This window comes from Arenimonas sp. (genome assembly GCF_047602345.1).
Taxonomy (GTDB): Bacteria; Pseudomonadota; Gammaproteobacteria; order Xanthomonadales; family Xanthomonadaceae; genus Arenimonas.
Genome location: NZ_JASGHN010000005.1, coordinates 69,580 through 81,425, shown reverse-complemented (window position 1 = coordinate 81,425; position 11,846 = coordinate 69,580). Strand labels below are relative to the sequence as shown.

15 protein-coding genes are annotated in these 11,846 nt (G+C 60.6%); 9 read left to right on the top strand and 6 right to left on the bottom strand.

Annotated features, from left to right (window positions below):
* Nucleotides 1-50: 50 nt before the first annotated feature.
* Genes QM707_RS04110 through QM707_RS04100 form a run of 3 tightly spaced genes read left to right on the top strand, consistent with a single transcriptional unit; the run spans nucleotide 51 to nucleotide 1,644 of the window.
* Nucleotides 51-395 (top strand): hypothetical protein, encoded by a 345-nt coding sequence (locus QM707_RS04110; RefSeq protein ID WP_415000593.1) that lies wholly within the window; start codon nucleotides 51-53, stop codon nucleotides 393-395.
* Between the two features lie 27 nt (nucleotides 396-422).
* Entirely contained in the window at nucleotides 423-650 is a 228-nt protein-coding gene (locus tag QM707_RS04105) for a DUF4224 domain-containing protein (protein ID WP_415000592.1), read from the top strand.
* Nucleotide 651: 1 nt separating this feature from the next.
* Nucleotides 652-1,644: a tyrosine-type recombinase/integrase gene (locus tag QM707_RS04100; RefSeq protein ID WP_415000591.1), complete on the top strand. Its 993-nt coding sequence runs from the start codon at nucleotides 652-654 to the stop codon at nucleotides 1,642-1,644.
* Between the two features lie 182 nt (nucleotides 1,645-1,826).
* On the opposite strand, the gene QM707_RS04095 is transcribed toward QM707_RS04100, so the two are convergent.
* The 4 genes from QM707_RS04095 to QM707_RS04080 all read right to left on the bottom strand — a co-directional run bounded on the left by QM707_RS04095 (nucleotide 1,827) and on the right by QM707_RS04080 (nucleotide 5,225).
* Entirely contained in the window at nucleotides 1,827-2,666 is an 840-nt protein-coding gene (locus QM707_RS04095; RefSeq protein WP_415000590.1) for a tyrosine-type recombinase/integrase, read from the bottom strand.
* Nucleotides 2,667-2,731: 65 nt separating this feature from the next.
* Nucleotides 2,732-3,064, bottom strand: coding sequence for a helix-turn-helix domain-containing protein (locus tag QM707_RS04090; RefSeq protein ID WP_415000589.1), 333 nt, complete (start codon nucleotides 3,062-3,064; stop codon nucleotides 2,732-2,734).
* 3 nt (nucleotides 3,065-3,067) lie between these two features.
* Nucleotides 3,068-4,294: a hypothetical protein gene (locus tag QM707_RS04085; RefSeq protein WP_415000588.1), complete on the bottom strand. Its 1,227-nt coding sequence runs from the start codon at nucleotides 4,292-4,294 to the stop codon at nucleotides 3,068-3,070.
* Nucleotides 4,295-4,379: 85 nt separating this feature from the next.
* Nucleotides 4,380-5,225 (bottom strand): hypothetical protein, encoded by an 846-nt coding sequence (locus QM707_RS04080; RefSeq protein WP_415000587.1) that lies wholly within the window; start codon nucleotides 5,223-5,225, stop codon nucleotides 4,380-4,382.
* A 15-nt stretch (nucleotides 5,226-5,240) separates the two neighbouring features.
* On the opposite strand from QM707_RS04080, the gene QM707_RS04075 reads away from it, so the two are divergent.
* Entirely contained in the window at nucleotides 5,241-6,203 is a 963-nt protein-coding gene (locus QM707_RS04075; RefSeq protein WP_415000586.1) for an MrcB family domain-containing protein, read from the top strand.
* Nucleotides 6,193-6,552: a nucleotide pyrophosphohydrolase gene (locus tag QM707_RS04070; protein ID WP_415000585.1), complete on the top strand. Its 360-nt coding sequence runs from the start codon at nucleotides 6,193-6,195 to the stop codon at nucleotides 6,550-6,552. Before QM707_RS04075 ends, QM707_RS04070 begins: the two co-directional genes overlap by 11 nt.
* On the opposite strand, the gene QM707_RS04065 is transcribed toward QM707_RS04070, so the two are convergent.
* Nucleotides 6,549-7,253 carry a hypothetical protein gene (locus QM707_RS04065; protein WP_415000584.1) on the bottom strand — a complete coding sequence of 235 codons (705 nt, stop codon included), beginning with the start codon at nucleotides 7,251-7,253 and terminating at the stop codon, nucleotides 6,549-6,551. The two genes, QM707_RS04070 and QM707_RS04065, sit on opposite strands and share 4 nt — an antisense overlap.
* Before the next feature lie 38 nt (nucleotides 7,254-7,291).
* Nucleotides 7,292-7,987: a DUF2971 domain-containing protein gene (locus QM707_RS04060; RefSeq protein ID WP_415000583.1), complete on the bottom strand. Its 696-nt coding sequence runs from the start codon at nucleotides 7,985-7,987 to the stop codon at nucleotides 7,292-7,294.
* A 388-nt stretch (nucleotides 7,988-8,375) separates the two neighbouring features.
* Between QM707_RS04060 and QM707_RS04055 the strand changes: the two genes are divergently transcribed.
* From QM707_RS04055 to QM707_RS04040, 4 genes are all read left to right on the top strand, one after another.
* Nucleotides 8,376-9,692 (top strand): pyridoxal phosphate-dependent decarboxylase family protein, encoded by a 1,317-nt coding sequence (locus QM707_RS04055; protein WP_415000582.1) that lies wholly within the window; start codon nucleotides 8,376-8,378, stop codon nucleotides 9,690-9,692.
* 84 nt (nucleotides 9,693-9,776) lie between these two features.
* Nucleotides 9,777-10,487: a hypothetical protein gene (locus QM707_RS04050; protein ID WP_415000581.1), complete on the top strand. Its 711-nt coding sequence runs from the start codon at nucleotides 9,777-9,779 to the stop codon at nucleotides 10,485-10,487.
* A gap of 198 nt (nucleotides 10,488-10,685) precedes the next feature.
* Nucleotides 10,686-11,186, top strand: coding sequence for a hypothetical protein (locus QM707_RS04045; protein ID WP_415000580.1), 501 nt, complete (start codon nucleotides 10,686-10,688; stop codon nucleotides 11,184-11,186).
* Nucleotides 11,187-11,349: 163 nt separating this feature from the next.
* Nucleotides 11,350-11,826, top strand: a complete 477-nt coding sequence (locus QM707_RS04040; RefSeq protein WP_415000579.1) for an LEA type 2 family protein — start codon at nucleotides 11,350-11,352, stop codon at nucleotides 11,824-11,826.
* Nucleotides 11,827-11,846 lie beyond the last annotated feature (20 nt).

Here is an 11,846-nt window from a genome sequence, read left to right as displayed (position 1 = left end):
ATGGCGAGGGCGTGGTGGAGGACTCAACAATCAACCTGGAGTGTTGCGACATGAAAACTTTGCAGTTCAGTGGCTATAGCGACGACACGTTTGGCGAGATTTCGCCACGAGGCGACGACTACGATAACTGTGCCAGCGGCAAGCCCATCGAATGGGTGGTCGAATCAGCGTCAGAGGCCAATGCGTTGCTCGTTGTCGGCCAGCATTGTCCGGGGAATGCGCGGGGCTGGCTGATCGGCGTGTCGCCATACGACCCGAAGGACAACGAAGCCGAACCTCCGGCGTGGCCTATTCGCATGAAACCAGGCGAGCGGGAATACAGCCTCGTGCTGGAAATTGATGCACCGGACGATGCGACCATTCGTTGCCTGCAACGCACCGATGACGACGACTAACCGCTGGGCGCGACGGGAGGGGCGGTGATGGACTCGCTGAACCTCACCCCCGACGAGATCCGCGACATCACCGGAAGCCGCAAACGATCGCTGCAGCTCGGCTGGTTCATCGCGCACGGCATTCCCGCCGAACTCGGGAACGACAACCAGGTGAAGGTGTTGCGAGCCGCCTACGTCACGCGCATGATGCCGACGGCGACGAAGCCCCGCGCCAAGACCGAACCCCGCCTGGACCTGCTGCCCAAGGCAAGCTGACGTGAGCCGCCCCCGCAAGCACCGCACCGGCCTCCCGTCCTACTGCCAGCGGGACAGGAAAACGGGCGCGCTGTGGATGTACGTGCCGGACGCCTCGCGCAAGTCCGGACTGCGCCGGCAAGCCTTCCCCTCCCTCGATGCGATGCTCGCCGCCTGGCGCACGACGTGGGGCGATGCTAAGCGCCGGCAGGGCCGGTACGTCGGCGACCTGCTCGATGCGAACCTGGCCGAATGTGTGCAGCGAGAGGCGAAGGGCGAGCTATCGAAGGCCACGCTGACCGACTACACGCGCTGCCACGCCTCCCTGCGACCCGTCTGGGCGGACGTCGCGATCGACGATGTGGACGTGCCGATGCTGTTCCGCTGGCGCGATGCGCGCGGCGCCACGGCCAAGGTGCGGGCAAACCGCGAGCGCAGTTTCCTGTTCGAATCGTTCCAGCTCGGGGTGCGACGCGGCGCGCTCAGGGACAACCCCGTGCGCTACCTCGAACGCTTCGCCGAGAAGCCGCGCGAGCGCTACGTGACCGACGAAGAATTCATGGCCGTGTACGCCGTCGCGCCGCCGATGGTGCGAGCAGCAATGCTGCTGGCGGCAGTGACCGGCTTGCGGCAGGCCGACATCCTGCGCATCCGCCGCGCCGACTTCGGCGACAACGGGCTGACCGTGCGCACGAACAAAACCGGCAAGGCGCTGCAGTTCGCCTGGACCGAGGGCCTGCGTCGGGCGGTCATTGCCGCGGCCGATGCTCGCGACTTCATCCCGCTCAACTTGATCGCCACCGAGCGCGGCAACGCCTACACCGGCGACGGCTTCCGCACGCTCTGGCACCGGGCGATGGTGGCCTCGGGCCTGGCCGATCGCTTCACCTTCCACGACCTGCGGGCCAAGGCTGGCAGCGAGGCGCGCGACTGGCAATTGCTCGGCCACATGGATCGGCGCACCTTCGAACGCATCTACAACCGCCTGCCGCGCCAGGTCACGCCGGCCCGCTAAAAAGTCCGTTTTCAGTCCAGCAGAATCAGGCACCTGGCCTGTGGATAACCCTTGCGCGTTTTGAGCGCCGGCCCGACGCAAGCCACGGGCGGGCAAGGGAAAGCGGCGACCCCGAAACACTGATTGAAAATCCCCGTGTCGGCGGTTCGATTCCGTCCTCGGCCACCATTGATTTCAGTGACTTACGAAAGCCGCACTAGTTGCGGCTTTTGTTTGTGTGCCAAAAACGTGCCATCGATCCGGCCCGCCGCCCCGCGCAGGTGATCCGCCGCAAGGTGGGCGTACCGCAAGACCATGTCGTAGCTGGCCCAGCTGCCCAGCTCCATCAGTTCCTGCAGCGGCGTTCCGCTTTGAACATGCCACGACGCCCAGGTATGCCTGAGGTCGTGCCAGCGAAACGACCGCTCGATGCCAGCCCGTTCTAACGCACGCTTCCATGCATGGGTCGAGCATCGTTCTACGGGTCTGCCGTTGAAGGTAAACACGTAGCTCCGATCCTGACCTAAGCGCCGACGCAACACGTCGAGCGCGTCCTCGTTCAATGGAACGCCAATGGCCCTCCCGGCCTTGGCCTCATCTGGATGAATCCACGCCACGCGGCGGCTCATGTCCACCTGGTCCCAACGCAGGAAAGACACGTTGCGCTGCCGGAGTCCCGTGGTCAGTGCCAACTGCGCCATGTCCCGAAGATGCGCCGGCAACTCCGCCAGGAGTCGCCGGGCCTCGTCCGGGGTCAGGAAGCGGATGCGCTGCTTCGGTTCCCGGTAGAGCCGGACGCGCGGGATATGGTCGAGCCATTCCCATTCGTCCTTTGCACGCCTGAGGATCGAACGAATCAAAGCAAGGTAACGGTTCGCATTGCTCGGGCTGGATTCTTTCGCCTTTCGCTCCGCGATCTTCTCGATCACATCCTTGGTCACGTGATGCAACTTCAAGTGACCAAGAAAACGATCCAACCACCGCAACTTCGCCTTGTCCTTCTCGTGCGATCGCTTGTGGCCTGTCTCCTTCACCCAACGCACAGCGGCTTCCTGCCAGCTGCGCTCCGGTTTGACGCCTAACCGCTGTTGCTCCCAATACCGGACCTTCAATCGGTCGTGGAATTCGAGCGCCTGCGTTTCGTCGTCAGTCCCAGCAGAACAGCGTATTCGCTCGCCGTTCGGCGTGGTGAAGCTGACCCACCAGACATCACCCCGTCTGAATAGCCCCATGAAGATTTCTCCTCGTTGGAGCCACTTAACGGCGCTTGCCGCTGACGAGCGTAAAGCTGGCCGAGATAGTCAGCAAGATCCTCGTCGAGGAAGACCCAGCGCTTGCCCGGTTTCGCAGCCTTGACGCGGCCTTGGCGGGCATGCAGGCGCAGGACGGCGGGCGACATGCGCAAGAACGCCGCCGCTTCGAACAGATCGAGCGTGCGCATGGCTTACTCCCGGTCATCGTCTTTCATCCGGACGTTGTAGCGACGCGCCTTGGCCCTGGCCTTGCGCTCCATGTAGTCGGCCAGGCGGCGCTGTTCGTGCGACTCCGGCGAGTCGTAGTACACGGAGAGCGCCTGCAGGAACTCGCCCAAGCCTTCGTCGACGCGATGGATGCCCTCGCGCGCCATGAAGGAACTCAAGCCCCACAGCCCGGACTTGAAGATGGCCTCATCGCTAGGTTTTCGCGTCTTGGGCGCGCGCACGAGCGGCGCGGCGTCGGGCGGTACGTCCCACACGACCGACAACGCATCCCAAATCGGATGAGTCGGCCAACGGCTGCGGGTTTCGTCCGAATCGGACGGGATGGCCAGGCGTAGCCACTCGCTGGTCAGGTAACGCCAGAGGAGCCCCAAGAGAGGCACCGTCTCCGACGCGGGGATTTTCAGACTCTCGGGCAAACCCTCCCGGCGAACCTGAAACTCCATGCGCCAGACCGTCTGGCCTTCTTCCCAGCCCTGCGCTCGCCAGAGGGGCTTCAGGTAGTCCTTGCCTGACTTCCTGATTTCCACCGTCTTGTCGTACAGCCGGGCGCTGACTTCATTCCCGGCCCCGAAGGTGATGCCGGTGACGTAGTCCCGTTCCTCGTGGATATCCCGCTTCTTCGAGCGCTTGACCCAATGCCCGCCCGGCAAGGCGATCAGGTTCAGATCAGTCACGAAGTCCACGAACAGGTCGATCCGGCTCAGGCTGGCCGGCCCTTCTACCTCGCCGAACTCGGGCAAGAGCCGGTCCAGGGTAGAGATGGCCTCCTCCATGCCCACCGCGGTCAGGTACTCGCTACGGACCTGCACATGGGCCAGGGGAAGGACCTTAGCGGTCGCGTTGGCCAGCTCGATCCGGAACCAGCCGTCCTCCAGGACATAGGAAAACCGACCCCGCCCCCGACCCGATACCGCTAGGTCATGCTCACCATTGCTCCACCCTGCCCCGCCCTGAACCTTCTCATCGAAGGATTGGGCAGCCTCCTTCAGCTCCTGCAGCAGGATCGCCACGAAGCGATCTAGCTGGCCTGGATAAGACAGATAGAGGCTGTCCACGCCATGTCTTAAAGGCCGAATGCTGTTTGCGGGTGCTGTGATACTGGGTGGCGCACCCGCCTGGCCGTCCGGCGCGCCGGCCTCGCCGCCGGCGCGTGCGTCCGTCCCGGCGTCCTGCTGCTTCTCGTTACTCATCTCGCGTCCTAGTCATCGCCGCTGATTGGGCGATAAGAACGCTATGCCTCACTCATCCTGTTTCCGACCAACTAAAACAAGGGAATCAGTTTCCCGCTTCCTTCTGCCATTTTCTAAACAGCATGAAGAGCGCCTTCTTTGAGTCCTTCTTCTTCGTATCGTCATCGTAAAGATGCAGTCTATTGACGATGAGGTCGTGAATGTCATCCTGACTACAAGCCAAAAACGCGCCCTGGTCGCGCAGCAAGTACTCCGCCCAGCGAAGCGTTTCGTACACCTGACGCTTCTTGTGAGGGCCACGAATAGCCTTGAACACAACTTCCGCGAAACTCCCATCACCAGCCATTTGCCCCATTCGCATCACTACTTGAATCGCAGGGAGTGTGGAAATATAGGAATCTACGGAAAGCGCCTTAAATATCGCCCCCACATCCTGCTTTTCGCGCGCATCACGCAACAAGTCATTTATGGACCGCGAGTACCTGGAAATTGAATCCAGATTGCCGATCATCGCGAAGGCAGCTGGAATGGCCTTAGATCCCTCAGGCGCTTCTTCTGGAAGAGACTCAATCAAGCTTGTAACAACGGAAATAGGATCGTCCGACTGAGCCGCTCTCAGAAGTTCATCTTTAAAGCCGCTCTCCACGAGCATGTAGGCGATGAGTTGAACAAGTGAAAGCTGATAGAACCCAACCCAATTGGGAATCTCCGCTAGCTTGGTTACACCATTCTTGAGCTGCTGCTCGCTCAGGCCATCAAACATTTTCGAGCGGCCAGACCAAATCTCGTTCAGCATAGCCAAGTAGGATTCAACCTGACCCCCAGAAATCCTGCCGTAGAGCCTCAGCCGCCAGTTCTGCTCCAAATCAGCCCTATCCCGCTTCGGGGACAACGCTCGCTGGACACCGCGCTTTGCCTTGGTCATATTCATTCCAGAACAGCTCGCATGGAATCTACCATGTCCATTAGAAGCGGCCTTAGTCGAGTACTCTCCGAATACTTGGCAGCGTCAAAGCAGCCGTTCACAGCCCATCCGCTAGCAAACTTCATCCGCACTGATCTCAAAGACGCAGTGCGAGACCAAAGCGGGGCACCTGATCACCTACTCTTCAAAGGCAGCGCCGGGCAAGGAACCTGGGCGAAGGGGCCGTGGATCGGCATTTTTGATCAGCTAGTAACCGACAGCGCGCAGCGCGGCTACTACCCAGTCTATCTATTCCGCGAAGACATGCAGGGCGTGTACCTCAGTCTCAATCAAGGAATGACGGAAGCAAAAGCCTCGTACAGTTCCGATGCCAAAACGGCCTTATTAACTAGAGCCGCAAACTTTCGCGCAGCGCTGGGACCTCAGCACAATCAGTTTTCTCACCAGACGATAGATCTCGCACCTTCATCTTCTAACAATGACACGGCATTCTATGAGGCTGGCAACATACTGGCCGTCTATTACAGTGCGTCTGACCTGCCTCCTGAAGAGCAGCTTGCGTTCGACCTCAGGACCGCAATAGATCTGTATGAAAAGCTCTTGCTGGCCGAACAGCTGGAAGAATCAACAGCCTACGTCGAAGGCGATGAGCCCGAAGGGCAAGAGTACGAAGATGGCGCCAAGCTGCGGCTGCACAAGCGCATTGAACGAAACAAGAAGCTAGTGCAAAAGGTCAAGAACGAGAGAGGAACAACCTGTGAAGCCTGCGGGTTCAACTTTGGGAAGAAATATGGATCGATTGGGGAAGGCTTCATCGAAGCCCATCATTTGAAACCGATCGCCCAACTCCAGGGAGCAAAAGTCCCCATGGACCCCAAGAAGGATTTCGTCGTTCTTTGCCCCAACTGCCATCGCATGATCCATCGTTCCGGCTATGCCGGCGACGTAGCCGGCTTCAGAAGCGAGCATCTCAATGCAAAATAAGTCCGACCTTTACCAACTGCGCGACGACATTCGGCATTTCGTCGAAGAACGCGATTGGAGTAAATTTCATACACCAAAGAATGTTGCTACAGCCATCTGCATTGAGGCGTCAGAGTTGCTTGAGCCATTTCAATGGCTTGATACAGGATCAGTTGACGAACTGGGAACAAAGAGGCTGTCTCTAGTTCGGCAAGAAATGGCAGATGTCTTCATGAACCTGCTGCGCTTGTCCGACCTCCTCGACATTGATCTCATGGCAGAGGCTCACAATAAGCTGCAAGACAATCGGCACAAATACCCCGTCGATCGCGTGCGAGGGGATGCAAGAAAGTACTCAGAATACGACTAGTCCAGAACGAACCAGCTCTTGAATCCCGGCTTCAGCCCGCCAAGATGTTCTGACCGATAACCGCGAATGTGCCAGTTAACATACTTTGCGCACATCCATCTCCCCGGGTATGGCTTCCCATAGCTGGAACCGATCGCCACCCCCTTCGCCTGAAGAATATCGGTCCTTACGTTGGCCATTGCCTCACAAAGGCTCACCAGATGAGCAAAGAAGCCGACCACCACTAGCCCCAATAAAATTCCGACCACCACAACGGAAACCCACCACCAGCGCTGAAGCTGTAGTGCTAGAACCAGAAAACCGCCGTAACAGATGAGCAACGCTGGGATGACCGATTGAATGAACTTGGCTCGCACGACCAGGGTTCGCAGAAATCTCTGACCAACTATTTCATCCTTCATTGCCAATTGAAGGTATTTTCCCCACTCTTCGTGCATGTCGGGGAGATTGTGCGAGTCCAAGCAATCATCTATCCCTCGTTCTATCGCCGCACCGAAGTTCTCGAGCATCAGACCAGCGGCCGTAATGAGAGCCAGATACGCGCCAAAAAAAGCAAACGGCTGCGCTTTGAATAGCAACGCAACCTCATGGTTCCAGTTCCCCGCCACCAAAACAAAGGGCGAAACCGCCAGGAATCCGGGAATCAGAAGCACTACAAACGGCCTGAATAGCTCGTCTTTGAATGCAGATGTAAAGTCCATGATTCCCCCTGAGACCAAACCCTCTACTCCGTGCGGCACTACCTGGATTCGCCGGCACGCACGACTTCCCCCGTTATAACGCGAACACCAGCATGATCAAGTTTTGCTTTGACTATAGAAATACTTGGATGGGTCACTTTCTGTAGCAACCATGCGATGGACTCTGAGGCGCGGATTCCTAGTATCACCTTCGTGATTCGGCCACCTATATCGAAGTAGGGTTGATCACCTATAATCCGATACTCCTTCTCGTACTCCCAGTGCGTTGTCTTCTTTGTGAGAACGTCAATCGCGTTGGGCCCACCGAGTATCGTGCTTCCAAACTTTGGCAAATCAGCCTCATAGCTGACAGCATGCAAGCTGCCATCTAGTCCGTCAAAATTTATCTCAACTGCTATGCCTTGGTGGCTCTCCGCATAGAGAGACCACATACGTACATCGTGGACGTCCGCGGTGAGACTGCAAACTCTTGTTTCACTAAACGGAAGCTCGGCCAAGTCTCGATAACGAATTCGCGTTTGCGGAGATCCCCCCGTGATTGGTTGAACGATTGGGGAAACAATTGGCCGGGCAATCGGTCCCGCTAGAGCGCCAGCGGTATGTACCAAGCTTCGAAACTGCCCTTCAAAGGGATCATTAAGTTTCGAGTATTCCTGGCAGAACAGCCGTTCTCTGACCGTGATATCCAACAAATGCTGTAAAGCGCCGGCTGGCTTGAACTTGTAGAGGCGCATGCAGACCCCCTTTCTGCTCACCTATGGGGACACTTTAGCGAGGAATTTGATCCAGCCGAAACGAGAAGCTCACTGACACTCTGTGTAATGCTATTGAGCTAAGGCATAGCGCCGTAAGTGGCTGATTTTATTGACAAGCCGGATCGGTTGAAAATCCCCGTGTCGGCGGTTCGATTCCGTCCTCGGCCACCATAGTTTTGTCGAAGCCCGTCAACCACTTGGCGGGCTTTGTCGTTTCAGATCCCCGTGTTCACGCTGCACGGACGGGGCTGCTCCGGCGAGGGCGACGACCCGACGCACACCCCTTGCGAACCGATCCCGGGGCATCCACATGGCGAGCTGAGCCTGCTCTTTCCGCTTGGCCCAACTCCCCGGGGGTACCGCGCCGATGACCACACTGCCGCACTACGACGAAGCACTGGACCAGGCGCGACGCTTCGCCGATCAGTTCCTGTCGGGCCTGGCGGACCGTTCCGTAGCCGCCCAGAGCAGAGCCGAAGCGCCCTCTCCGCCCGACGGCGTAGGCCTGGATGCCGCGCTGGCCCTGGTCGCGCGCGATGTGATGCCGCACTTGTCCGGTTCGCCCGGGCCGCGCTACTTCGGTTTCGTCACCGGAGGCGCAACGCCCGAGGCCTTGGCCGCCGACTGGATCGCCAGCGCCTGGGACCAGAACGTATCGAACCACGTCGGTTCGATCGCCGCCGATCTCGAAAACAAAACCGTGCAGGCCTTCGCCGGGATATTCGGCCTCGGAACGGACATGCGCGGGCATTTCGTCAGCGGCGCGACTGCCGCCAATACGGTGTCGATGGCGACGGCGCGGCAATGGGCACTGCGCAAAAGCGGAACAATGCCGGCCGTGTTCGCCGGTGCGGCGCACTCGAGCATCCTGAAGGCGATGGCGATCACCGGCGTCGGCCGCGAACGTCTCGTCACGGTGAAAACCTTGCCCGGCCGCACGGCCGTGGATCCGCAGGCCATGCGCGACGCACTCGCTTCGCACACGGGTCGGGCCGTCGTCGTCGCCAGCGCCGGTGAAGTCAATACCGGCGATTTCGACGACCTGCAGGCTCTGGCCGACATCTGCGCACAACATGATGCCTGGCTCCATGTCGACGGTGCCTTCGGCCTGTTCGCGGCATTCGTTCCGGAACTCGCAGCGCGCATTGCAGGCATCGAGCGCGCCGATTCGGTGACCGTGGATCTGCACAAATGGCTGAACGTGCCCTACGACAGCGCGATGGTCTATACGCGACGACCCGATCTGCAGCGCGAAGTCTTCGCGGCGACGTCGGCCTATCTCGGCGACGATCCCGACCCGCTGCACTACACGCCGGAGAACTCGCGTCGTTTCCGCGCCTTTGCAGCCTGGATGGTCCTGGCCGTGCGCGGAACGGCCGGCATCGGCGAATGGGTCGAAGCCAATTGCCGGCAGGCGCGACAGCTCGCCGACGGGTTGCGAGGCCTGGGCTTCGACGTGCTCAGCGATGTGCATCTGAACATCGTCTGCTTCGCGCCGAAGAACGCCGATGCGGCCACGCGCGATGCCTTTCTCGCGCGACTGAACGGCAGCGGCGAAGTCTTCATGACCCCGACCGTCCTGCACGGCCGCCCGGCTGTCCGCGCGGCGATCTCGAACTGGTCGACGAGCGATTCGGACATGGAACGCGTGCTGCGGGCAGCTGCAAACGCAAAGGTCGCCTGAGACCGATCGCCGTGCTCGAACTCCGCGAGTAAACCCTTTACCGCGATCGTGCATCGGACATCCGTTCCTCCGCGGATTTCCTTCATGCGCCGTTTCGAGCTTCCCCTGACCTGGCAGACCCTGTTGAGCCTGTCGTTGCTGTGCTGGGTCGCGTCATTCAGCCATGAAGTCACCCATCACGTCGCCGGCTGGCTGGTCTGCGGCGAAGTCGGCCGCATGAGCCTGAATCGCTTCGTGCTCGACGCTTCCTGCACCGGCCCCTGGCCGCTGTCGACCGCCGCCGGGCCCGCACTGAGCTATCTGATGATGTGGCTGGGCGCCTGGATGGTCTGGCGCGGCAAACGACCACTGGTCGGTTTCGCGATGGTGGTCGCCTACATTCCGTTCCTGCGTCTGTTGACGGCGGCGATGGGCGGCGGAGACGAAGGCGTATTGATGCGGCTGGCATTCCCTGATTCCGGGCATTGGCCGGCATTGGCCTTGGTGCTGGCGCTGAGCCTGCCGCCGTTGATCGTCTGCTTCCGCGCACTCGCCAACCGGCGTCGCATCGCGGTCTTCTTCGCCGCCTTCCTCATCCCGCTGATTCCGTTGTTGCCGATTCCGTCGCGCGACGGCGTCTGGTACGGCGAATGGTTGGCTGGAAACCAGATGTTGCCGAATCTGTTCGGCGTGCCCTGGTCGGTGTGGGCTGCGCACCTGACGATGGCGATGCTCTGCCTGTGCGCGTTGCTGCTGCTGTTTCCGCGCGCGCCTGCGCTCGTTTCTCCCGCTCGAACGCTGAACCCGATTCGTTGACCTCTCTTGCAGCATGAGCGCACGCATGGGCGATGCCGTGCAATGCGCAGGCATCAACCGGCTAGCGATCGCGTGCAACGCGCCGCCACCCGGACTTTCGTGGTTCCCGTAGCGATGGCACACATCCTGCGTCCCTTGAACACGGGCACCCGCCCGGAGTCGGTTTCGATCGACGCAATCCCTTCCAAGGAGCGGACCATGACCAACCAGAAGCTTCCCACCAACAATCCCGACCCCATCACCGGCGCACCCGGTGCGCACCCCGTAGGCACCGGTATCGGTGCAGCCTCGGGCGGCGCCGCCGGTGCGGCGATCGGCGCGGTCGCCGGACCGCCCGGCATCGTCGCGGGCACCGCCATCGGCGCCATCGTCGGTGGCCTGGCCGGCAAGGCCACGGCCGAAGCGGTCGATCCCACCGTCGAAGCCCTGTATTGGCGCGAGCAATATCCGCTCGAGCCGTACTACGCCAGCACGCGCACGTTCGAGGACTACGCGCCGGCCTATCGCACCGGTTACGAGGGCTACAGCAAGTACTACGGCCACAGCTACGATGATGTCGAAGCCTCGCTCGAACGCGATTACAAGGTGAATCGCGGCGACTCGAGCATCGGCTGGAACGACGCGAAGCTGGCGACCCGCGCTGCGTGGCATCGCCTCGAACGCGCCCTGCCGGGCGACGCGGATCGCGACGGACATTGATCCGCGTTTTTTGGAACGCGTGACACGAGGGCGGCGCAAGCCGCCCTCTTCCGTTCATGAGCCGCGACGATCCACGTTCGACGGCCAAAAACATGACTTCCGTACCGTCGGTCCGCTTCGCCCGCCTGTTATGCTTGACCATCCCCAAGCGTACGGAATTGCCATGCGCCTTACCCGGACACTCGCCTTCGCCACCCTGTTCCTGTCCATGGCCGCCCTGCTTGCCGCTTGCGGCGGGCGCGAACGCAAACGCATCAACCCTCCCAGCGCGAGCCTGCAGGAACTGGTGGCGCAGGCGAACGGGCAATGGCAACTGAAGCTGCGACTGCAGAACTTCAGCAGCGTCCCGATCACCTTCGACAACATCGACGGCAACCTGACGATCGGCGGACAGTCCGCCGGCAGTTTCTCTTCCGCACCCGCCATCAGCATCGGGCCGGAGACCAGCGATATCGTCGTGCTGACGATGAAGCCGTCGCTCGAAGCCAAGACGACGGTGGCGACGGCGCTCGCGGTCGGCCAGTCGCTGCCCTATCGCATCGAAGGCCGCATCCGCAGCCACGACCCGAACCGCGACGATCAATTCAAGTTCGAAAGCGCGCTGAGTCCCGCGCCCGGCCTGCCCGGCGTGATGCGCTGAACACCGACTTTTCCCAGGAA

Coding starts and splice junctions, on each gene's coding strand:
- QM707_RS04110 (WP_415000593.1), top strand. CDS start 51: ATGAAAACTTTGCAGTTCAGTGGCTATAGCGACGACACGTTTGGCGAG.
- QM707_RS04105 (WP_415000592.1), top strand. CDS start 423: ATGGACTCGCTGAACCTCACCCCCGACGAGATCCGCGACATCACCGGA.
- QM707_RS04090 (WP_415000589.1), bottom strand. CDS start 3,064: ATGCGCACGCTCGATCTGTTCGAAGCGGCGGCGTTCTTGCGCATGTCG.
- QM707_RS04085 (WP_415000588.1), bottom strand. CDS start 4,294: ATGAGTAACGAGAAGCAGCAGGACGCCGGGACGGACGCACGCGCCGGC.
- QM707_RS04080 (WP_415000587.1), bottom strand. CDS start 5,225: ATGAATATGACCAAGGCAAAGCGCGGTGTCCAGCGAGCGTTGTCCCCG.
- QM707_RS04075 (WP_415000586.1), top strand. CDS start 5,241: ATGGAATCTACCATGTCCATTAGAAGCGGCCTTAGTCGAGTACTCTCC.
- QM707_RS04070 (WP_415000585.1), top strand. CDS start 6,193: ATGCAAAATAAGTCCGACCTTTACCAACTGCGCGACGACATTCGGCAT.
- QM707_RS04065 (WP_415000584.1), bottom strand. CDS start 7,253: ATGGACTTTACATCTGCATTCAAAGACGAGCTATTCAGGCCGTTTGTA.
- QM707_RS04060 (WP_415000583.1), bottom strand. CDS start 7,987: ATGCGCCTCTACAAGTTCAAGCCAGCCGGCGCTTTACAGCATTTGTTG.
- QM707_RS04055 (WP_415000582.1), top strand. CDS start 8,376: ATGACCACACTGCCGCACTACGACGAAGCACTGGACCAGGCGCGACGC.
- QM707_RS04050 (WP_415000581.1), top strand. CDS start 9,777: ATGCGCCGTTTCGAGCTTCCCCTGACCTGGCAGACCCTGTTGAGCCTG.
- QM707_RS04045 (WP_415000580.1), top strand. CDS start 10,686: ATGACCAACCAGAAGCTTCCCACCAACAATCCCGACCCCATCACCGGC.
- QM707_RS04040 (WP_415000579.1), top strand. CDS start 11,350: ATGCGCCTTACCCGGACACTCGCCTTCGCCACCCTGTTCCTGTCCATG.